The organism is Fictibacillus sp. KU28468 (assembly GCF_026153615.1).
GTDB classification, from domain to species: Bacteria; Bacillota; Bacilli; order Bacillales; family Fictibacillaceae; genus Fictibacillus_C; species Fictibacillus_C marinisediminis.
In genome coordinates, this window is record NZ_CP110666.1 from 3,537,284 (window position 1) to 3,555,647 (window position 18,364).

An 18,364-nucleotide genomic window follows, 5' to 3' on the forward strand; every position below is an offset into this window, starting at 1 on the left:
CTATATTCTGCAGAAAGAGGAACACACATGAAATCAATTTTAGTTGTCCGGCATTGCAAAGCCAGTGGCCAGGAAAGAAACGCTGTCCTGACAAAGGAAGGATTGCAGCAATCCCACGATTTAAAGAACTTTTTAATGAACAAACCCGTTGACAGAATTATTTCAAGTCCTTTTACCAGAGCAGTTGATTCCATTGAACCTCTGGCAAAATTCAAGGATCTCCCCATCGAAACAGATGACCGCTTAGCTGAAAGGATATTATCCTCAAAGGATCATCCTGAGTGGCTGAAATTGCTTGAGCATTCCTTTTACGACTTTGAAGCCGTTCTTGAAGGAGGAGAATCCAATCGGAAGGCAATGGAAAGGGTTCGGCCGCTTCTGAAAGAAATCATCGCAACGCCGTATCAGTGTATCGTTCTTGTCACACATGGAAATTTAATGACTCTGTTATTAAAACTCTTTGATGAACGCATGGGTTTTTCAGAATGGAAGGCTCTATCGAACCCCGATGTATATGAAGTGACCGTACAGGAAGAAAGCAGTATCCAAAGAATCTGGAAATAAACTGGTAGTTGTTTCCACACCCCCACCCGCGGACACCTAAGGGCGAAACCTGTGTTGTAGCTAACATCACTATACAAAAACGGGAGGAATACATCCATGAAAAAAGTAGTAGTAGCTTCAATTCTAGGTGCATCATTATTCGGTGCTAACGCAGGAATTTCTCATGCGCAAGATTGCCCTCAAGGTGGAAATGTACAAGTACAACCACAACAAGGACAATCGAACGCTGATATAAATAAATTAATCGAATCTCTTAAAAAACAAGGATTCGATGTACAAACTCAAAACGTTGAGCAAAAGCAACAACAAGCTCCAGCTCAAGAAAAAACTCAAACTCAAGCAGCTCCACAACAACAAAAAGCGAGTGAAGCACCAAAGTCTGACGCTGCTGCTGGGCAATTAACTGCTGACGAAAAGCAAATGGTTGACAAAGTAAACCAAGAGCGTGAAAAAGCAGGGGTTAAACCGCTTCAAGTAGATATGGAACTAACTAAAATGGCTCGAGTAAAAGCACAAGACATGATCGACAACAACTACTTCGATCACAATTCACCAAAATACGGTTCTCCATTCGACATGATGAATAAGTTTGGCATCCAATACCAAACAGCTGGTGAAAACATTGCCGGAAACTCTTCAGTTGATGGAGCTCACACATCTCTTATGAACTCTCAAGGACACCGTGAAAACATCCTTAAATCTGACTACACAAAAGTTGGTATCGGGATTGTTGACGGCGGAAAATACGGTAAAATGTTTGTCCAAGAATTCACTGGATGATCATACAAAAAGGAGGCGCCCGTAGGGACGCCTCTTTTTTGTATGGACATTCATTCCTCCTCAATCCAAAAAGCCCGCATTTACTCTCAATTTAAATCGGCAAAACCACTTCAAATGTTGTCCCTTTTCCTACTTCACTTGAAACCCTTACCCGGCCTTTATGATTTTCAATAATCTTATAGCTGACCATGAGCCCTAAACCTGTTCCCTCTTCTTTTGTTGTATAGAATGGTTTTCCAATTCTGTCCAATACTTGGTTCGGCATTCCCGTTCCATTATCCGTAAAGCAGAAATGAACATAATCTTTTTCTTTGCGGAAAGCTTTAATGGTAATGGTTCCACCTTCAGCCGTCGCTTCAATCCCATTTTTAATTAAATTAATAAAAACCTGTTTAATCTGAAAAGGATCACAATCAATATCAGGAATGCCTTCGCCAATCTCCATTTCCAGTTCAATGTTTTTTAGGATCGCCTGTGTCTGAAGCAGGGAGACTGTTTCTTTTAGTGTGAGCACGAGACTGCTTTTTTCAATATGCTGGCGGTCGGTCTTGGCAAGCAGCAGAAACTCTTTGATAATATACTCAATCCGGTCAACTTCGTTTAAAATAATGGAATAATAAGCATCATGTGCTTGGCTTTCATTTTTAAGCAGCTGGATAAACCCTTTAAGGCTGGTGAGAGGATTACGGATTTCATGGGCGACTCCAGCAGCCATCTCACCGACGACATTCAAGGTCTCCGCTTTTAGAAGGCGGGCTTCTGTCTGCCTTCGTTCAGTCACATCCTCCAGGATACACAGGTGGATGCCCGGCAGTATGTCTTTCTTTCCTGTAAATTCAATCAGCCTTTTTTCGTCTGCAAATCCTGATTTAAACTCCCATTTGAGGCTCGGATCGAGCATGAACAGATCCCAATTAAGAGATAATTCTCCTTCATCTTCCTCACAGATGAAGGCATCCAGCCTGTTTTGGTTTAAATCCCCGAGTGAGATTCCAAGCACCTTGCGCGCGGCTGGATTAGCTTCGAGAATGACTCTGCTGTTATTCATCAAAAGAATAGGATTGAGTGTATTATTAAATATTTCTTTGTATTTGTGCGTATAGAGTATTAATTCTTCTCGTGATTTTGTATCGCGTGTACAATCCGTTGAAGTACCAACAACTTCTGATACCTGTCCATTATGAAACACAGGTGAAAGAACCGTATGATAAGAACGGTCCGCATAGTGCGTTTCAAAAAAGCAGGCATGGCCGCTGAAGGCTTTTTCAAAGTAAATTTCCCAGTGCTGAATGGTTTTAAGAGGTATCAGATCACTCAAAGGACGTTCTGCAGCAGCTCCACGAATTGCAATTTCTTGGGCAAACTTCCCCTCAGAGTGCGTGACAACATAGTTTCCGGCAGCTTTTCTTTTCAGCTTGAAAAATTGAACCGGACTGAGTTCCAATGTATGAATCTGTCCGTCCTCCTTTTGAGGTTGTTCTATACGCCTCTGCATATTCATCATTTTCACTAAAAATTGTTCAACCATGGTGTGTATACCCCTTTTCTCCATAGTTGGATTTTTGTACGCTATCGATCCCCTTTGATATAATTCGGTAAAAGGTAAGAAATCCCTATTATGCAAAGTGCCTAATTTTTCTTTAGGAATTACTAGTAATAATATCCTATGAAGGATAGAAAATCCCTCCTTGCTCAAATGAGCAAGGAGGGATTTTCTTATTTTGCCTTTTCTGCAAAATCTATCATAAGATTTTGAGAAAGAGGTCCAATTATTTTTTTTTGGATTATCCCCTTGGAGTCAATCAAATAACTCGTCGGAAGAGATACCGCCTGAAACTTCTTACTGACCGTTCCATCCGTATCTAACAAAATCGGAAACGCTGCTTTTCGTTCCTTTACAAATTCTGAAACCGAATCCGTGCTTTTCTCTGTATATCTTAGATTTACTGCCAGGATTTCCAGCTTCTTTTCTTCATATTGGTTGAAGACTTTCTGCATATCGGGCATTTCTTTTCGGCAAGGAGGGCACCAGGTTGCCCAGAAATTCAGAATGACCTTTTTACCACGGTAATCTTTAATGGAAACCTTTTCTCCGTTCAGTGCCATTATCGTAAAATCCGGCACTTTATTGCCTGGTTTTAAGCCTGTATGTCCATTCTCCTCCACCGCGCTGAATGTACCCCTCGATGCATTCCGGTCCTTAGGTTGTGCTTCCTGCTTTGATGTCCAAAGGGCAAGCCCGATTAAACCAACGAGGATGAGAACAATAATGAATGGTTTTATTTTCATAGAACCTGCCTCTTTATGTTTTTCTTATTGGGTTTCTTCACCTGCATATTACAGCTTAGAAAGAAGGACAATAGCCTTTAGGCTGTGTGCTTTTTGCTGTAGGTTCATGAGAAACGGCAACGGCATCCCACTTGTGGCTGCCTGGATAATCCACTTTAAAGACGACAGCCCCAACTTTTCGCTGATCTTCAGCAAGATGCTTCATCGCTGATTTCAATTTTAGCCTCTCTTCTTTCCATGTAATCTGATCCTCAATAGACATTTCATCTTTTATCAATGAATCACGGTCCTCAAGTTCAACCTCATTTCCCTTCATCTTGCGGATAAAGTCTAAACATGTATTTCTCGTGATCGTTAACAGCCATGATGAAAACTTTCCTTTCTCTTCCGAATAAACTTCTTTTTTTCTCCAAAGTCCAATAACTTCTGCTCAAGCGCTGATTTATCCCCGTTTTGAACTTTAAGATAAAGTTCAAAATCAGTAAGCTTTGACATACCTGTCTCCTTTGAATCGTTTTACTGTCATTATACCTATTGATGTCTGCTTTGTCCTACCGTAATAAACAGAGTTATTAAGATAACGTTTGAATTAGTGTTTTGGATGACCTGAATTCTGGAATTCTGCATCTGCCACGACGAAGTTTCTATAAAAATACATGGAGAAACGCCGATATATAAGTGTAACCGGAACAGGAGACCTATCTTTAAATTCAGCAAAAAGCGAGGATGAATATAATATGGATAAAACATCGGTGATTGGCTTAATCATTGGATTTGTTGCTATTGGTGTAGGTATGGTTTTAAAAGGGGTTGCTATCTCTTCGCTCTTCAATCCCGCAGCACTGTTGATTATCTTTGCAGGAACAGCTGCTGCCATCATGATTGCCTTTCCTTTAAACGAAGTAAAAAAACTTCCAAAGCTTTTTAAGATATTGTTTACCGATCAAAAGATGGTAAGCATGCGAGAACTGATTGCAATTTTCATTGAATGGGCAACTATCGCCCGAAAGGAAGGCTTGCTTGCACTCGAACCGAAATCTGAAGAAATTGATGATCCATTTTTAAAACAAGGGATCAAAATGATTGTCGACGGCCAGTCCCCCGAATTTATCAAGGATGTACTAATAAAAGATCTGGAAACGATGGAAGAACGCCATCTCAGCAATGCGGGCATCTTCTCACAGGCAGGCACCTATGCGCCGACGCTCGGAGTACTAGGAGCAGTTGTCGGTCTTGTTGCAGCCCTCGGACACATGGATGATATTGAGGCCCTCGGACATGCCATTTCTGCTGCTTTTATCGCAACGCTCTTTGGAATATTTACTGGGTATGTCCTATGGCACCCCTTTGCCAATAAATTAAAACGAAAATCACAGAATGAAGTCATGCTAAAAGAGATTATGATTGAAGGGCTTTTATCCATCCAGGATGGAACCTCTCCAAAAATATTGGAAGAAAAATTATTAACCTACATCCCGGCAAGCGAACGGGAAAGCCTAAAAGAGGGTGTCAGCATTGGCTAGAAAAAAGAAAAAACATGAAGATCATGTAGATGAATCATGGCTCATTCCTTATTCCGACATGCTGACTCTTCTCCTGGCGCTATTTATCGTTCTTTTTGCAATGAGTGAAGTGGATGCATCCAAGTTCAAACAGATGGCCAGCACGTTCCGCAGTCAATTCTCCGGCGGAATCGGCGTATTGGAAGAACAGGCACCCATCTCATCAACCGAATCAACGCCGCTTCCTAAAAAAGAAAAGATCGTACAATTATCGATTCAGGAAAAGGAACGGATGGAGAAGGCCAAAGAAGAGCTAGAATCCCTTCATAAGGTCCAGAAAAAAATAGACAGTTTTATAAAAGACAAACATCTATCGAAAAGCCTTCAGACGAAACTGACAGAGAATGGCCTATTGATTACCATTTTGGATAATGCGCTCTTTGATTCAGGAAGTGCAACCGTCAAGACAGAATCGGTCAGTATAGGAAAGGATCTGTCTAAATTACTCGTCACCAATCCTCCCCGAAATATTATTATTGCAGGGCATACGGATAATGTTCCGATTGAAACGTCTAAGTACAAGTCAAACTGGGAATTAAGTGCTATACGAGCCATTAACTTCATGCAAATCATGATGAAGAACCCGCATCTATCACCACAAACACTAAGCGCCAGCGGCTATGGGGAATACCGGCCGAGAGCCAGCAACAAAACCGCACAAGGCAAAGCAAAAAACAGGCGTGTTGAAGTACTCGTCCTGCCAAACTATAGTCTTGAAAACGCAAAATAAGGGGCTGTCCTGAAAGTCGAAAATTGACCTTCAGGCAGCTCCTTTGACGTGAAAAATCTTCAATGAAAAGTTGATTGGTGTGCAAGGTGCGAGACTCCTCGAAAATGAACTTCACATTTTCTTCGTGCGATAAAAAGCTGCCGGAGCCTTCCTTGTCCTGCGGGACTAGCGTGACAGGTGAGACTCCCGCAGGCGTTCACGCCGGTAAGGCTCACCGCACGCCCCGCGGAAAGCGAGCCTCCTGAAACGGAAATCAACCACTCCTAAGAGCAACAAAGGTTACGAAAACAACCTTTTTCTTTTATCATCGCTGTTGCTTTTTTGCTTTCTCCAGTTCCTTTGGTTCGTATTTTTGTTTATAGGAATCGAGGAAGGTAATCCTTTCGAGCATAGTGGGGTGGCCATACAAAAAGAACTTCACGAGCTTTGGCGGATTCACTTCGCTGAGCCCTGAGATCGTCAGCTGCTGGAAAGCTCCAACTGCTGAGTCGGGATTCTTGGTCATCTCAATGGCATAGCGGTCTGCATCCTTCTCCGCTTTACGGGAAAACGCATTTTCAACAGGACCAGCAACAAACGACAATAGACTGAATATCAGGAGAAGCACCGGCAAGCCAGCGATATCACTCACTCCTTTGATACCCCACCGTTTGCCCCACTTTGAGATCGCCCAGGAATAAATTCTGCTTCCCAGGAAGAGGCCGAAGAACGACAGGATGATCGCACCTATGAGATTCTGATACAGATGTTTCATCACATAATGCCCCATCTCGTGGGCCATGACAAACAAAACCTGTTTATCGTTCAGTTTATCGAGCGTCGTATCCCATAATACAATTCGCAGGTTGGACCCTATGCCATTTACATAAGCATTGAGGGAATTGGTCTTTTCCGACATGTTCACTTCATATACGTTGGAAGCCGGTATATCTGCCCGTTCGGCCAGCGTTAATATTTTCTCCTTCAGCACTTGGTCCTTTAAAGGATAAAATTTATTATAGAGCGGATCAATCACAACGGGCTGGATGAAATACATAAAGATGGTGAACGGAATGGAGATCAGCCACGCGTACAGCCACCACTTCTTCTTACTTTTACGGATAAAAAAGTAGATGACGAGTACAGTTAATACCGTAAATATCCATCCTACCCAAAAGTCGATCAAACTGTCTTTCATCCATCCCTTGAACGGCTGAACGGAGATATGATAATCCCTTGAGATCGTATAGCTGTAGTATCGAAGCGGAAAGGTCAAAATCCAGCTCACAAAGGACAGCAAAAGGACATAAAGAGCTGTATGGATGACTGAAAAATGGGTCACTTGCTTGACAGTGCTCCTCATTTTTTTTGATATTCCAAACCCTAAAACGAGCAGATAGATCAGCCATTCCAGCGGAACAGACAAAAAGTAGATCCAATCCTTTATCCTTGAGAAATCATAGCTCAGCTTAAGCTGCCTATCATTCATAAACATGGCAGGATCAGCAGCAGAACCCCGGAATTGTACCGGCAGATCGGCCTGAGCCCCATGCATTAAGTAATACCACATGGCGGCTCCATACAAAATAAAGCCCATAGCGACCAGAATTGCTTTTTTCACACGCTCTCCCCCTTACGGACATCCTATTCCTAGTTTAGGTAACTTTGTCCAAATTAGAACAAAAAAGAGCAAAAGCTTTCACATCTTTTAAAAAGCATGTCCCAAAGTAGGAACAATATAAAGATTGTCATGCTGGAGATCGTAGCCATTCGGCTGTATGTACACGGCATTTAGCCCCATCAGCAGGGCCGGTGCGATTTCGTTGATAAAATTATCTCCGATGGAAACCGCTTCATCCGGCTTCACCTTATATTTGGACGTAATGGCCATCAGAATCTCTTTGGTCTTTACAGGCTTCTGTGAGGAAGGAAAGATCTCATCAAACACATCCTGCAGCTCCAGTTCAAGGAGCAGACGCAGCACATCTTCTTTATCACTGTTTGTCATCAGAACAAGGTGTTTTTTCTTCTTCAGTTTCTCAAGGCTTTCCTTCAATAATGGCGTTTTTGTGAGTGAAAACTCATCACTGACCATATACACCTTTGTCGCATTGTAGCAATCCCATGTATCCTGCTGGCTCAGACCGTAATGCATGGCGGTAACATAGGGCAGCCACCAGCCATCCCCAATAGCGATAAAGCGTTCAAAATCATATGTAAGTTCTCCAGAGTACTCCCTCTTCATGGTTTCTTCATTCATTTGAGTACCGTCCCAAAGATGTGCAGCCGTTACCTGCAAAGTCAGGGGATCGACAGTGAGCGACGCATTTTCTTTCAAGTCATACACTTTTCCGATGGCAACAGGATGTTTCCCCTGTTTCATCTCTTCATAAGCATTATAAAACTCTTCTTGTATCGATTTATCCGCCCGATGCTGAAGCAGACGGCAATAATAGTCAAAATGATCAGTGCCCTCATAAAGGGTGCCATCTAAATCAAAGATTAAAAGCTTGCTTTTTTCTATCATTTCACGCATATACGCAACTCCTCTCCTCTTTATTGTATGCTCATTATTTTCGGAAGTAAAACAGGCTGAGTATTCAGGTTAACTTTTTTCCCCAATCTTATATCCAGGTGATATACTTCCCTCGGTCAGAGAGCTTTCATCCATTTTTGCCTTCAATTTCATGCCAAAAGCAGAAGAACACAAGGTGGAAATCCTAAGGCAAAGGTTGAAACAGCTTATTCTGTGCCATCTTCTTATGCAAAAAATGACATAGGGATGCTAATCAAAAAAAGATGGCCTTTAAAGCCATCTTTTTTGTTTGCTCTTCTTTCTTTTCGGTAAAAATGGGAATAGCAAAGAGGTGAGCGAATGAACGGTATCACAGAAACAGCAGTCAGGACATTACTTGGTTTGGTCTTTCTATTGATCTTTACAAAAGTATTTGGAAAAAAACAGTTAGGAGAGCTAACCTACTTTAATTATGCGACGAGTATTGCCTTTGGCAACATCGTCGGCGAAATGATTATTCACTATAGAGACGTTCCTATTTCCAATGGCTTAGTCGCGGTTTTGATATGGAGTTGTGCTCTCCTGGCTATCGAATTTCTTGTTAAACGGTCACCCAAGTCCAAATTGGCTCTGGAGGGTGAGCCTTGCATTGTTATAAAAAAAGGAATGATTATGCAGCAGGCGCTGGATAAGCTCAATCTCGGTCTGGATGATTTGTGCATGCTGCTGAGAAATCAGGAAATCTTCTCTATAACAGAAGTAGATTATGCTATCTTTGAGCCCAACGGACAGCTTAGTATAAAAAAGAAGAAAACGCCTGATGCTGCTCCCTCGCATTTCCTCCCTTCCGAACTGATTGTTGACGGAACTGTGATGCAAGGAAACTTGCGGGAATATGGACTTACTGAGGAATGGATCCAGAAGAAACTGCGAAATGCTGGTATCTCCTCCTGTAAATCTGTTTTTTTTGCACAGCTGCAGGAAGATGGTACCCTTTACGTTGCTCAAAAAAATAACGAAAAGCCGCTCATCATCTGAGCGGCTTTCTCATCATTCTGTGTTTACAGGGCGATGATTTTGCTCCTGTTTATTTTTCTCAATCACTTGATGAAGCTTATCCGGGAAGTTCGTGAACATCCCTGTTACTCCCCAATCGATCAATCGTTGCATATCTGCTGTTTCATTCACGGTGTAAGGATGAATTTCCAATCCGCCGTTTACCGCTTTTTGTACATAAGCTTTATCCAGGTAATCTTTGTTTGGACCGATGCCAGTTGCATATTGCTTATAGGAATTAAGATCCTGGTCAGTTAAAACTGCATGCTTCTTATATTCAAGAAGCTGAATTAATTTTAAAGATGGGTCAAGCTTGTGTACCTTCAGCAGGCTGTCTTTGCTGAACGATTGAACGAGCAGCGTGTCTTTATTGATGTGATATTTATTCACAAGGCTGATGAGCTTTTCCTCCATACCTGGATACACTTCTGGTGATTTTGTTTCAATGTAGTAATTTTTGTTTTTGCCAAATGTCTTGAAAATCTCTTCGAGGGTAGGTACTTTCAACCCTTTGTACATCGGCTTCGCATATTGCGGATATTTTTCATTAAACCAAGAACCGGCATCAAGCTGTTTGATTTGATTTAAAGTGAAATCTTTCACTTCTCCCGTTCCGTTTGTTGTACGATCGACGGTTTCATCATGCATAGCGATCAGCTTGCCGTCTTTCGTCATCTGCAAGTCAATCTCAATATAATCTCCATGCATCTTGTCGCCCATATGATAGGAAGTCAGCGTATGTTCCGGAGCATAGCCAGATGCACCTCGATGTGCGACGTCAAGAACGTCATGGTGTTTTTGAACAGATTCAGCATCCGCATTATGTCCTGCAAGCAGGCTGGCTCCAAGAACGGCAGCACTTAGTAAAGAAGTCATTTTTTTGTTCAACTTACTCTCCCCTTCCGCGTTATCGAACAGACCAAGCGTACCAAGGGAGTATTAAGCGGTAATAAAGCAGGTGTAAATAAGAGGTAAACAAATATTTAGAAAGTATAAATATTGTAAATTTTAAAAATGTACCACAGAAAATAATTCTCAACAAAAAAAGACAAGCCTGTTAAGCAAGGCTCGTCTTCCTTTCTTCCAAATAATTTTCGATCGCATAGGCGACTCCGCTCTCATCATTCGTTTTGGTCACATGCTTAGCAATCTGTTTGATTTCATCGTAAGCATTCCCCATGGCAACACTGATGCCTGCTTTTTCAAGCATGGAGACATCGTTATAGTTATCGCCGATCGCCATCGTATCGTTCAGGCTGATGTTGTGCAGTTTGGCAAACTTCTCAAGGGCAACTCCTTTTTGAGCATCCGCATTAGTAATCTCAAGGTTATTATTTGCAGATGAACTGACGGCCAGATGATCAATCTTGCTCAGCTTGTCTACAGAGTTTGCGATTTTTTCCTGCTCACTGGAGAATGCCAAAATTTTGTATACTTCGAGACCTTCTTTTTCCATCAGCTTGTCATAATCGCTAATATATTTAACAGTACCCAATTTAAACCGCCTTAATGCCGCTTTATGGACATCGTCTTCTGTGGCTTCAGGGTTCGAAGTCAGAACGATGTCTTTCATGACTTTAAACGCTTTTTCACGGTTATCTGTATAGGTGCCCTCACTCGTATACACTTCATAATAGATGTCGTTGACACGAAGCGCTTTTTCAATGTCAAAGTATTGTTTTGACGGAATAGGAATGCTCGTAACCTTCTCCCATTTATCCGAGCGAATCTCAGCGCCGTTCACACAAATCAACGGAAGATACAGTTCTGCTTCACTGAGTGTATATCTCGCTTCATCAAAGGAACGTCCCGTAGCAATCACAACCATGTGGCCTTTTTCCCTGGCTTTCTCAATGGCTTCTTTATTCGCTTTCGTCACTTTCAATTGTTTGCTTACTAGTGTTCCGTCCATATCTATTGCTATCAGTTTCATCTTATCATCCTTTATCTCTTTCTTTCCTTTTTTCAGTGTACCCCTTTTTTTCAATACATTACCTTAATTATTAATAAGAGCGCAAGCGCATTTAATGTAATAAAAAAAAGAGCACAATAGCTCTTTACCCTTTAATCATTATGAAAAAAACCTGTATACACATCGATGAAAGCATGAAGGACTTCTACAGATTGAAAAGGCTCATTTCTAAAAGATTGTTGCTTTGGAAACATTTTTGTAAAGAGCTTCATTGACAAGTTGATGGGAGCAGCCTGAAACGGAAATCAACCACTGCCAAGGGCAACAAAGGTTACGAAAACAGCCATTGAAAAAGAATAAGCGATAACACGGTTGTAGAAAACAATCCCATTGCAGCAAATCGAATAAGATGTAAACCCATACCATTCGCCTCCTGTCTAATGGATGCGTATCCTAACATACATGTAGTTCAAAAGAAACAAAACTGTCATCCCATTAAAAAGGAGCAGAGGCTTAAAGCCGCAACAGAGCTTAAAACCACTAAAATTATGTTCAAGTTCAGATACGCGGTCAAGCCCGCCACACATGCCCCCAATAATCCAAACCACATACTATCCCCGCTTATATGCAGGATCCCGGGGAAAATCAATGCTCCGAGAATGGCAAAAGGAACATTGCTCAAAATCCGCTGCAGTCTGGGAGGAATTCGGTTCGTATTGATGAGTACAAGTGGCAGGACACGCGGAAGATAAGTCACAACTCCCATGCCAGCAATCATCCAAAGCAGATTATTTTCCATGAACCTTCTCCTCCTTAACAAAAAATTCAATACCTACCGAAGAAATAAGAGTTGATAAAATGATTCCCCAGCCGCCTGCCAACGGTTCATAAAGAGAAAAGAGCGAGTTAAGAAGTGCAGCTGTACCTGCCAATGCGATGACTTTTCGTGATTTTTTCGCAGAAGGAATCAAGAGCCCGATGAACATCGCGTAAAGAGCAACTGCCATACCGTTTTGGATCGTTGCAGGGAGTCCAGCACCAATCAAATAGCCGATCCCTGAATTAACCACCCAGCTGCCATACGCAATTAAACCTAAACCGAGCATAAAAGCTGATGTCAGCTTCTTTTCTGTTCGTGTGGCTGCTACTGAGAACGTCTCGTCCGTAATCAGAAATCCGTAAAAAGCTTTAACCCACTTAGCGTCATCTTTCATTCTTTCGTTTAATGAAGCACTCATCAATAAGTGGCGGATATTCATAATAAACGCGGTTATGATGATTTCAAAAGCACCCGTACCTGCTCCAATCATCGAAAGAGCAATGTACTGTGAAGCACCTGCAAAAACGATGACACTCATTCCAACCGTTTCAACCAATGACAGCCCGCTTGATTTCGCCAGCAATCCATATGTAAAAGCAATCGGCAAATAACCAATAGCAATTGATAGCCCCGCCTGAATACCTGTAGAGAATGGGTGACTTTCCTTTTCTGCAGAAGGAAATGGCAGCATGATGTAGAACACTCCTTTATTAGCTTCATTTTCAGATAGTATGTTATATTATACATATTGTATGTTATATAAAACGAAACAACAAGGAGAATTTCTTTTTATGAATTTGAATGAAGTCATAGGCAGAAGGTTAAAAGCGATGAGAGGGCAGCGGAACTGGAGCCTTGAAAAAACGGCAAATGCAACTGGAGTTTCTAAACCCATGCTCAGCCAGATTGAACGGGGAGAATCCAATCCCACCGTCAGTACACTGTGGAAAATCGCAAATGGGTTAGGTGTTTCATTCAGCTCCTTTTTGGAGGAGGATCAGCCCGCTATCAAAAAAGTAAACACTGCGGATGTTGAACCGATAGCAGACAGAGATGGGACATTCCTTGTAAGGCCGCTATATCCTATAGAGCCTGGAAAATCCTTTGAAATCTATTCTGTCGAACTTCTTCCAGGATGCCATTATACGTCTGAGCCCCATGGGGATGGTGTAGAAGAATACATTCTCGTGGAAAAAGGCTGCCTCTCATTAACTGTCCATCAAAACTATTTTAATTTGTCAGCAGGTGAAAATATTCGTTTTGCTGCAGACTATGTCCATGTATATGAAAATCAGGAGAATGACCCTGTAAGAATAACGATGATGATTTATTATCCATAGAAAACAACCTTCCAAAACGATGGAAGGTTGTTTTCTATTTGTATTACGATCGTGAGGTTGCCTTTTTCCTGGCAGGCGGGATATGAATCGCTTTTCCGGCTGCGTGCTCAACCGCTTCAAGCCATGCTTCACTTAGCGATGGATGCGCATAAACCGGATAGGCAAGGTCTTCATCCCTGGCTACCATTTCAAGGGCCGTTGTACCTGCCTGAATTAATTCCGCTGCACCGGCACCCATCATGTGAACACCTAGAAGAAGATCTGTCTTCTCATCAATGACCATTTTTGTGAGACCATCCTTCTGTCCGGCAATACTGGCAAACCCGTTGCCCCCCATGGCAAACTGACCGGTCTTCACCTCATAGCCCTGCTGCCTCGCCTCTCCTTCTGTCAATCCTACTGATGCGATTGGAGGAACAGTTTGAATGACAAGCGGTACCAGTGCCAAGTTAAAGGATGAGTTCATGCCGCTGATATGCTCAGCCGCCACTTTTCCTTGCTTGATCGCCTTGCTGGCAAGCCTCCTGCCGATTGTACAGTCTCCTGCAGCATAAATTCCATCAACATTTGTTTCACCGAATTCATTGACTATGATAAATCCTTGCTTATTGGTGCTGATGTTTAAGAATTCCAATCCCAGATCCTTCGTGTTTGGCCTGGATTCACCTGAAACCATCAGGTGGCTGGCATCCAGAGTGATTTTCTCCTGATCGCTTTGAATGGTAATAGCGACATTGGTTTCTGATGCATAGGCTTCGAGCAGTGTGCTGTTTTTGAAAAGCTTAATCTTGGACTTTTTTAATACCCGATGAAGTTCTTTAGAGATGGATTCATCCAGTCCAAATGTATCGTCCTCACAAATGATGGAAACTTCCGAGCCCAGGTTTCGATAAGCCATTGCCGTTTCAAGCGCGATGTAATCCGATCCGCTGATCACAAGATGTTCTGGCAGCTCCTGAAGGCGAGGCAGCTCATCGGCACTGATAATCCTTCCTTCCACCGGCACGATTCCGTGAGGTAATACAGGCGATGCTCCCACGGCAATAATCGCTTTTTCATACTCATACATTTCATAATGATGGCCGGAATCTACACCGATCCGGTTCCCAGACATAAATGTAGCTGTACCGGTGATGACTTCGATTTTATTTGCTTTGCAAAGAGCCTCAACCCCTTTTTGCAGAGCTGATACTGTTTTTTGCTGATACGCTTTAAATGTCTGCAGTTCAAATCCAGCTTCTCCTGTTTGGATGCCCATATCGTTCAAATGAGACAATGACGCGAATGCTGCCGCCGCATGCGTCAGTGTCTTGGACGGAATGCATCCCGTATTCAGGCAGACCCCGCCCAGCTTTTCTTTTTCTATGATGGTCACTTCCATGCCGAGCTGTGCCGCACGGATGGCTGCATTATAGCCTCCTGGCCCTCCACCCGCTATGATCAGCTGCCGCTTTTGTGGAAATTCTCCTACGACCATTTTATATCAGCTCCAATACCATGACGGAAGGATTTTCAATCAGTTCTTTAAAACGGTTTGTAAATTGAACTGCAGTTGCCCCATCAGCGATTCGGTGGTCAAACGACATCGAAAGGTTCATCATGGATCTGATCTGAATCTCGTCGTTGATGATAACAGGCATCTTCTTCGTTTTATGGAAAGCCATTAAAGCAACTTCGGGATGGTTAATAATCGGGGTCGCACCCATGCTGCCCAATGGCCCGACATTTGAGATCGTGAAGCTCCCGCCAGTCAGTTCATCTCTTGTGAGCCTGCCTTCTTTTGCCTTCATTATTTTTTCTTTCATATCGGAATTAATATCTTTAATGGTTCTGCGTTCTACATTCTTGATCACCGGCACAATCAGACCATCTTCAGCATCTGTGGCGATACCGATATTCACTTGCTTCTCAAGTCTGATGACTTCTTTTTCTTCATCCAGTTTGCTGTTGAAGATCGGGAAATTCTGCAGTGCGAGCTGAATGGCTTTTACAAAAAACGCTGCTACAGAAACGTTGAATCCCTTGTTGTTGTTAGGATCCAGCTCTTTCATCTGTTTCTTTAATTCAAGCAAATTCGTCATATCCACTTCCTCAAAATGAGTAACATGTGGAATGGTGAACAGCGATTGAGTCATCTTTTTCGCGATTTGCTTGCGGCGGCCTCTGAATGGAATTTCCTCTGCTTCTGCAGGAGGATTTTCGATTTTCAGCTTTACGGCAGGCTCGGGAGCTGCAGAAATTTCGAATGTTTTCGGTTCTGTACTTCCTTTTGCAAACGACAATACATCCTCTTCTGTAATTCTTCCTGCCGGTCCGGTGCCTGTCACCTGTTCGATATCAACGCCGTGCTCTCTCGCTATTTTACGTGTGTAAGGTGCAGCCATAACCCGCTTAGTCAGCATCGCGATGGAAGCTTCTCTTTCAGATGCTTGTGCTGTCGGTTCCTGCACCACCTGTGGAGAGTCAATCTCTGTTATGGACTCTTGGCCAGAACCCTCTCCTTGCAGAGTAAGAAGAACCGTTCCTACAGTGACCGTCTCTCCTTCCTTCACAAGAATGTCAGTAACCTTGCCGGCGATCGGTGACGGCAGTTCTGCGGTCACTTTATCGGTTTGAACTTCAACAAGAGGCTGGTCAATGGAAACCGTATCTCCAGGTTTTACAAAGAAATGAATGATCTCTCCTTCATGCATCCCTTCGCCTATGTCATGCAACTTTACTTCAACCATTTTTACAGCCTCCTAAAAATTAATCACTTTATGAATTGCTGATGTTACTCTTTCCGTGTCCGGAAGATAATGGTCCTCCAGGGCAAACATCGGTACTGGCGTATCAAACCCGGTAACCCGCTCTACCGGCGCCTTCATATAAAGGAATGAAGTATCGTTGATTAAAGAAACAAGGGTATCTCCAAGGCCTCCTGTAGATGGTGCCTCGTGTACGATGACTACTCTGCCTGTCCTTTGGACACTTTGGGCGATCAGGTCTTTATCAAGCGGATACAGTGTACGCAGATCAATAACTTCTGTACTTACCCCTTGTTTTTCTGCTTCTTCTGCTGCTTTTAATGCTGTATCTACCATCGCCCCATAAGTCAGTACCGTTACGTGTTCTCCTTCTTTCAGAACACTTCCTTTACCGATTTCTACGGTGTACTTTCCTTCTGGAACATCCATCTTTGAGCTTCTGTAGCATCTCATCGGCTCAAGGAAAAGCACTGGATCCGGATCCTCTATGCTCGCGATGAGCAGCCCTTTGGCATCATACGCATTCGAGGGAACAACCACTTTGATTCCTGGCATGTGAGTGAACAGAGCTTCCACCGAATCAGAATGGATTTCAGGAGCGCGCACACCTGCACCGAACGGAGCACGGATAACCATAGGGACCGTGAAAGCACCTAGTGTTCTTGCTCTTATCCTTGAAGCATGAGTCATGATCTGGTTAAATGCTGGATAAATAAAGCCAAGGAATTGCATTTCTGCTACAGGGCGAAAGCCGTTCATCGCAAGCCCGATGGATGTACCGATAATCCCTGACTCAGCCAGCGGAGTGTCAATGATACGCTTTTCGCCAAACTCATCCATCAATCCGTCAGTCGCTCGGAAAACTCCTCCGTTACGCCCGACGTCTTCACCTAAAACGATGACTTCTTCGCTTTCCCTCATCATCGTTCTAAGCCCGTCCGTTACTGCCTGAACAAGTGTCAGCTTTTTCGTTTCAACTGCTGCAGTTGTCATCTTACTCCCTCCCTCATAAGCGCATACGCTTCTTTTTGGTCGTTGATCGGCCATGGATTTTCTGCAAAAACATAATCAAACATGTCATTGACGTGCGGCGGTTTTTCGTTTTCCATTTCTTTAACGGCTGCTTCAATCTCCGCTGTTATTTCTTTTTCAAGACCTGAAGCCCATTGGCCGTCCCAGATGTTCTCCATCTTCATATACTTTTCCAGCCGGATAAGAGGATCAGTCGTTTCACGCCGAATCGTACTCTCGTTTTGGTCTCTGTATTTGGACGGGTCGTCTGCTGTCGTATGAGCACCATATCTCCAGGTAACGGCCTCAATTAAAGTAGGACCGCCTCCAGCCCGTGCCTTATCAATGGCCGCTTTCGTATGGAAGTAAACGGAAAATACATCATTGCCATCCAGCCTTATTCCTTCAATATCATAGCCGAGTGCTTTTTGTGCGATGGTCTTTGCCTTCATTTGCTTTTCAATTGGAACAGAGATGGCAAAACCGTTGTTCTGGTTGAAAAAGACAACCGGAATGTTAAACACGCTCGCAAAGTTAAGCCCTTCATGAAAATCACCCTCTGAGGTCGCTCCATCTCCAAAGTAAACGATGGAGGCACGGTCTGTTCCTTTCATTTTTTCAGCCCATGCTGTCCCGGTTGCATGAAGAAGCTGAGAAGCAATCGGAACGGCAGGCGGAAAAATGTTCTTTCCAGCGGGGGGAATACAGCCTTCCTGGCGGCCTTTCCAATAGAGAAGCACATTCTTTACGGAGTGTCCGAACGTTAACGTCGCCCCATGGTCGCGGTAGGTAGGGAACATCCAGTCTCCCTCTCCCATCGCCATGGCACTGCCGATCTGCGCCGCTTCCTGGCCTTCAAACGGCACGTACGTTCCGATACGGCCCTGCCGCTGAAGATTTACTCCTTTGCGGTCAAAGAGACGGGCTCTCAGCATTTTTGTATAGAGATTTTTCACGAGTTCTACCGTCAGCCTGCTTTTATATGAATCATCCACCAGCATTCCCTCTTCGTTTAAAATCTGCTTCCTCGGAAATTGACTTTCCACACTAACTCCCCCT

The 18,364-nt window shown here is 43.2% G+C and carries 21 protein-coding genes; 6 read left to right on the plus strand and 15 right to left on the minus strand.

All coding sequences use genetic code 11. The features are described from left to right. The first annotated feature begins 27 nt into the window (after nt 1-27). Nucleotides 28-564 (plus strand): histidine phosphatase family protein, encoded by a 537-nt coding sequence (locus OKX00_RS18560; protein WP_265408387.1) that lies wholly within the window; start codon nt 28-30, stop codon nt 562-564. A gap of 96 nt (nt 565-660) precedes the next feature. Beyond that, the gene (locus tag OKX00_RS18565; RefSeq protein ID WP_265408388.1) at nt 661-1,344 is read left to right on the plus strand and encodes a CAP domain-containing protein; all 684 of its coding nucleotides are present in this window, start codon (nt 661-663) and stop codon (nt 1,342-1,344) included. Nucleotides 1,345-1,435: 91 nt separating this feature from the next. On the opposite strand, the gene OKX00_RS18570 is transcribed toward OKX00_RS18565, so the two are convergent. From OKX00_RS18570 to OKX00_RS18585, 4 genes are all read right to left on the minus strand, one after another. Further along, nucleotides 1,436-2,872: an ATP-binding protein gene (locus OKX00_RS18570; RefSeq protein ID WP_265408389.1), complete on the minus strand. Its 1,437-nt coding sequence runs from the start codon at nt 2,870-2,872 to the stop codon at nt 1,436-1,438. 188 nt (nt 2,873-3,060) lie between these two features. Continuing rightward, on the minus strand, nt 3,061-3,633 hold the full coding sequence (locus OKX00_RS18575; protein ID WP_265408390.1) for a TlpA disulfide reductase family protein: 573 nt from the start codon (nt 3,631-3,633) through the stop codon (nt 3,061-3,063). Between the two features lie 55 nt (nt 3,634-3,688). Further along, nucleotides 3,689-4,054 carry a sigma-70 family RNA polymerase sigma factor gene (locus OKX00_RS18580; RefSeq protein WP_416054352.1) on the minus strand — a complete coding sequence of 122 codons (366 nt, stop codon included), beginning with the start codon at nt 4,052-4,054 and terminating at the stop codon, nt 3,689-3,691. Then, nucleotides 3,988-4,128 (minus strand): hypothetical protein, encoded by a 141-nt coding sequence (locus OKX00_RS18585; RefSeq protein ID WP_265408392.1) that lies wholly within the window; start codon nt 4,126-4,128, stop codon nt 3,988-3,990. The genes OKX00_RS18580 and OKX00_RS18585 overlap by 67 nt, the downstream gene beginning before the upstream one ends. 242 nt (nt 4,129-4,370) lie before the next feature. On the opposite strand from OKX00_RS18585, the gene motA reads away from it, so the two are divergent. Together motA and motB are read left to right on the plus strand one after the other, a co-directional pair. Continuing rightward, on the plus strand, nt 4,371-5,156 hold the full coding sequence (gene motA, locus OKX00_RS18590) for a flagellar motor stator protein MotA (RefSeq protein ID WP_265408393.1): 786 nt from the start codon (nt 4,371-4,373) through the stop codon (nt 5,154-5,156). Then, entirely contained in the window at nt 5,149-5,925 is a 777-nt protein-coding gene (motB, locus tag OKX00_RS18595) for a flagellar motor protein MotB (protein WP_265408394.1), read from the plus strand. The genes motA and motB overlap by 8 nt, the downstream gene beginning before the upstream one ends. Nucleotides 5,926-5,984: 59 nt before the next feature. Here motB and OKX00_RS18600 read toward each other — a convergent pair whose 3' ends face one another. The 3 genes from OKX00_RS18600 to OKX00_RS18610 form a co-directional block, all read right to left on the minus strand. After that, on the minus strand, nt 5,985-6,182 hold the full coding sequence (locus OKX00_RS18600; protein WP_265408395.1) for a hypothetical protein: 198 nt from the start codon (nt 6,180-6,182) through the stop codon (nt 5,985-5,987). Nucleotides 6,183-6,229: 47 nt separating this feature from the next. Next, complete coding sequence (locus tag OKX00_RS18605; protein ID WP_265408396.1) at nt 6,230-7,525, minus strand: M48 family metallopeptidase; 1,296 nt, start codon at nt 7,523-7,525, stop codon at nt 6,230-6,232. Nucleotides 7,526-7,612: 87 nt separating this feature from the next. Continuing rightward, nucleotides 7,613-8,440, minus strand: a complete 828-nt coding sequence (locus OKX00_RS18610; protein WP_265408397.1) for an HAD family hydrolase — start codon at nt 8,438-8,440, stop codon at nt 7,613-7,615. A 339-nt stretch (nt 8,441-8,779) separates the two neighbouring features. On the opposite strand from OKX00_RS18610, the gene OKX00_RS18615 reads away from it, so the two are divergent. Next, a complete protein-coding gene (locus OKX00_RS18615) occupies nt 8,780-9,457 on the plus strand; it encodes a YetF domain-containing protein (protein ID WP_265408398.1) in 678 nt (225 codons plus the stop codon). A gap of 12 nt (nt 9,458-9,469) precedes the next feature. On the opposite strand, the gene OKX00_RS18620 is transcribed toward OKX00_RS18615, so the two are convergent. The 4 genes from OKX00_RS18620 to OKX00_RS18635 all read right to left on the minus strand — a co-directional run bounded on the left by OKX00_RS18620 (nt 9,470) and on the right by OKX00_RS18635 (nt 12,898). Beyond that, entirely contained in the window at nt 9,470-10,351 is an 882-nt protein-coding gene (locus OKX00_RS18620) for a glycerophosphodiester phosphodiesterase (protein WP_416054353.1), read from the minus strand. Between the two features lie 181 nt (nt 10,352-10,532). Continuing rightward, nucleotides 10,533-11,408, minus strand: a complete 876-nt coding sequence (locus OKX00_RS18625; RefSeq protein WP_265408400.1) for a Cof-type HAD-IIB family hydrolase — start codon at nt 11,406-11,408, stop codon at nt 10,533-10,535. Between the two features lie 466 nt (nt 11,409-11,874). Continuing rightward, nucleotides 11,875-12,186: an AzlD domain-containing protein gene (locus tag OKX00_RS18630; protein WP_265408401.1), complete on the minus strand. Its 312-nt coding sequence runs from the start codon at nt 12,184-12,186 to the stop codon at nt 11,875-11,877. After that, nucleotides 12,176-12,898 (minus strand): AzlC family ABC transporter permease, encoded by a 723-nt coding sequence (locus OKX00_RS18635; RefSeq protein WP_265408402.1) that lies wholly within the window; start codon nt 12,896-12,898, stop codon nt 12,176-12,178. Before OKX00_RS18635 ends, OKX00_RS18630 begins: the two co-directional genes overlap by 11 nt. A 100-nt stretch (nt 12,899-12,998) precedes the next feature. Between OKX00_RS18635 and OKX00_RS18640 the strand changes: the two genes are divergently transcribed. Then, nucleotides 12,999-13,547 (plus strand): helix-turn-helix domain-containing protein, encoded by a 549-nt coding sequence (locus OKX00_RS18640; protein WP_265408403.1) that lies wholly within the window; start codon nt 12,999-13,001, stop codon nt 13,545-13,547. 43 nt (nt 13,548-13,590) lie between these two features. Here OKX00_RS18640 and lpdA read toward each other — a convergent pair whose 3' ends face one another. From lpdA to pdhA, 4 genes are read right to left on the minus strand one after another with little or no spacing between them, the layout of a single operon-like run. Next, entirely contained in the window at nt 13,591-15,024 is a 1,434-nt protein-coding gene (lpdA, locus tag OKX00_RS18645; RefSeq protein WP_265408404.1) for a dihydrolipoyl dehydrogenase, read from the minus strand. Between the two features lies 1 nt (nt 15,025). Further along, nucleotides 15,026-16,276 (minus strand): dihydrolipoamide acetyltransferase family protein, encoded by a 1,251-nt coding sequence (locus tag OKX00_RS18650; protein WP_265408405.1) that lies wholly within the window; start codon nt 16,274-16,276, stop codon nt 15,026-15,028. A 12-nt stretch (nt 16,277-16,288) separates the two neighbouring features. Next, on the minus strand, nt 16,289-17,287 hold the full coding sequence (locus OKX00_RS18655) for an alpha-ketoacid dehydrogenase subunit beta (protein ID WP_265408406.1): 999 nt from the start codon (nt 17,285-17,287) through the stop codon (nt 16,289-16,291). Continuing rightward, nucleotides 17,284-18,351, minus strand: a complete 1,068-nt coding sequence (pdhA, locus tag OKX00_RS18660) for a pyruvate dehydrogenase (acetyl-transferring) E1 component subunit alpha (protein ID WP_265408407.1) — start codon at nt 18,349-18,351, stop codon at nt 17,284-17,286. The genes OKX00_RS18655 and pdhA overlap by 4 nt, the downstream gene beginning before the upstream one ends. Nucleotides 18,352-18,364: the final 13 nt, after the last annotated feature.

Excerpts from the sequence above, each read along its gene's own strand:
- OKX00_RS18615 (WP_265408398.1), top strand. The coding sequence starts at position 8,780 with ATGAACGGTATCACAGAAACAGCAGTCAGGACATTACTTGGTTTGGTC.
- OKX00_RS18610 (WP_265408397.1), bottom strand. The coding sequence starts at position 8,440 with ATGCGTGAAATGATAGAAAAAAGCAAGCTTTTAATCTTTGATTTAGAT.
- OKX00_RS18630 (WP_265408401.1), bottom strand. The coding sequence starts at position 12,186 with ATGGAAAATAATCTGCTTTGGATGATTGCTGGCATGGGAGTTGTGACT.
- OKX00_RS18570 (WP_265408389.1), bottom strand. The coding sequence starts at position 2,872 with ATGGTTGAACAATTTTTAGTGAAAATGATGAATATGCAGAGGCGTATA.
- OKX00_RS18560 (WP_265408387.1), top strand. The coding sequence starts at position 28 with ATGAAATCAATTTTAGTTGTCCGGCATTGCAAAGCCAGTGGCCAGGAA.
- motA (WP_265408393.1), top strand. The coding sequence starts at position 4,371 with ATGGATAAAACATCGGTGATTGGCTTAATCATTGGATTTGTTGCTATT.
- OKX00_RS18585 (WP_265408392.1), bottom strand. The coding sequence starts at position 4,128 with ATGTCAAAGCTTACTGATTTTGAACTTTATCTTAAAGTTCAAAACGGG.
- OKX00_RS18565 (WP_265408388.1), top strand. The coding sequence starts at position 661 with ATGAAAAAAGTAGTAGTAGCTTCAATTCTAGGTGCATCATTATTCGGT.
- OKX00_RS18575 (WP_265408390.1), bottom strand. The coding sequence starts at position 3,633 with ATGAAAATAAAACCATTCATTATTGTTCTCATCCTCGTTGGTTTAATC.
- OKX00_RS18655 (WP_265408406.1), bottom strand. The coding sequence starts at position 17,287 with ATGACAACTGCAGCAGTTGAAACGAAAAAGCTGACACTTGTTCAGGCA.
- OKX00_RS18640 (WP_265408403.1), top strand. The coding sequence starts at position 12,999 with ATGAATTTGAATGAAGTCATAGGCAGAAGGTTAAAAGCGATGAGAGGG.
- OKX00_RS18650 (WP_265408405.1), bottom strand. The coding sequence starts at position 16,276 with ATGGTTGAAGTAAAGTTGCATGACATAGGCGAAGGGATGCATGAAGGA.
- lpdA (WP_265408404.1), bottom strand. The coding sequence starts at position 15,024 with ATGGTCGTAGGAGAATTTCCACAAAAGCGGCAGCTGATCATAGCGGGT.
- OKX00_RS18620 (WP_416054353.1), bottom strand. The coding sequence starts at position 10,351 with ATGACTTCTTTACTAAGTGCTGCCGTTCTTGGAGCCAGCCTGCTTGCA.
- OKX00_RS18625 (WP_265408400.1), bottom strand. The coding sequence starts at position 11,408 with ATGAAACTGATAGCAATAGATATGGACGGAACACTAGTAAGCAAACAA.
- OKX00_RS18635 (WP_265408402.1), bottom strand. The coding sequence starts at position 12,898 with ATGCTGCCATTTCCTTCTGCAGAAAAGGAAAGTCACCCATTCTCTACA.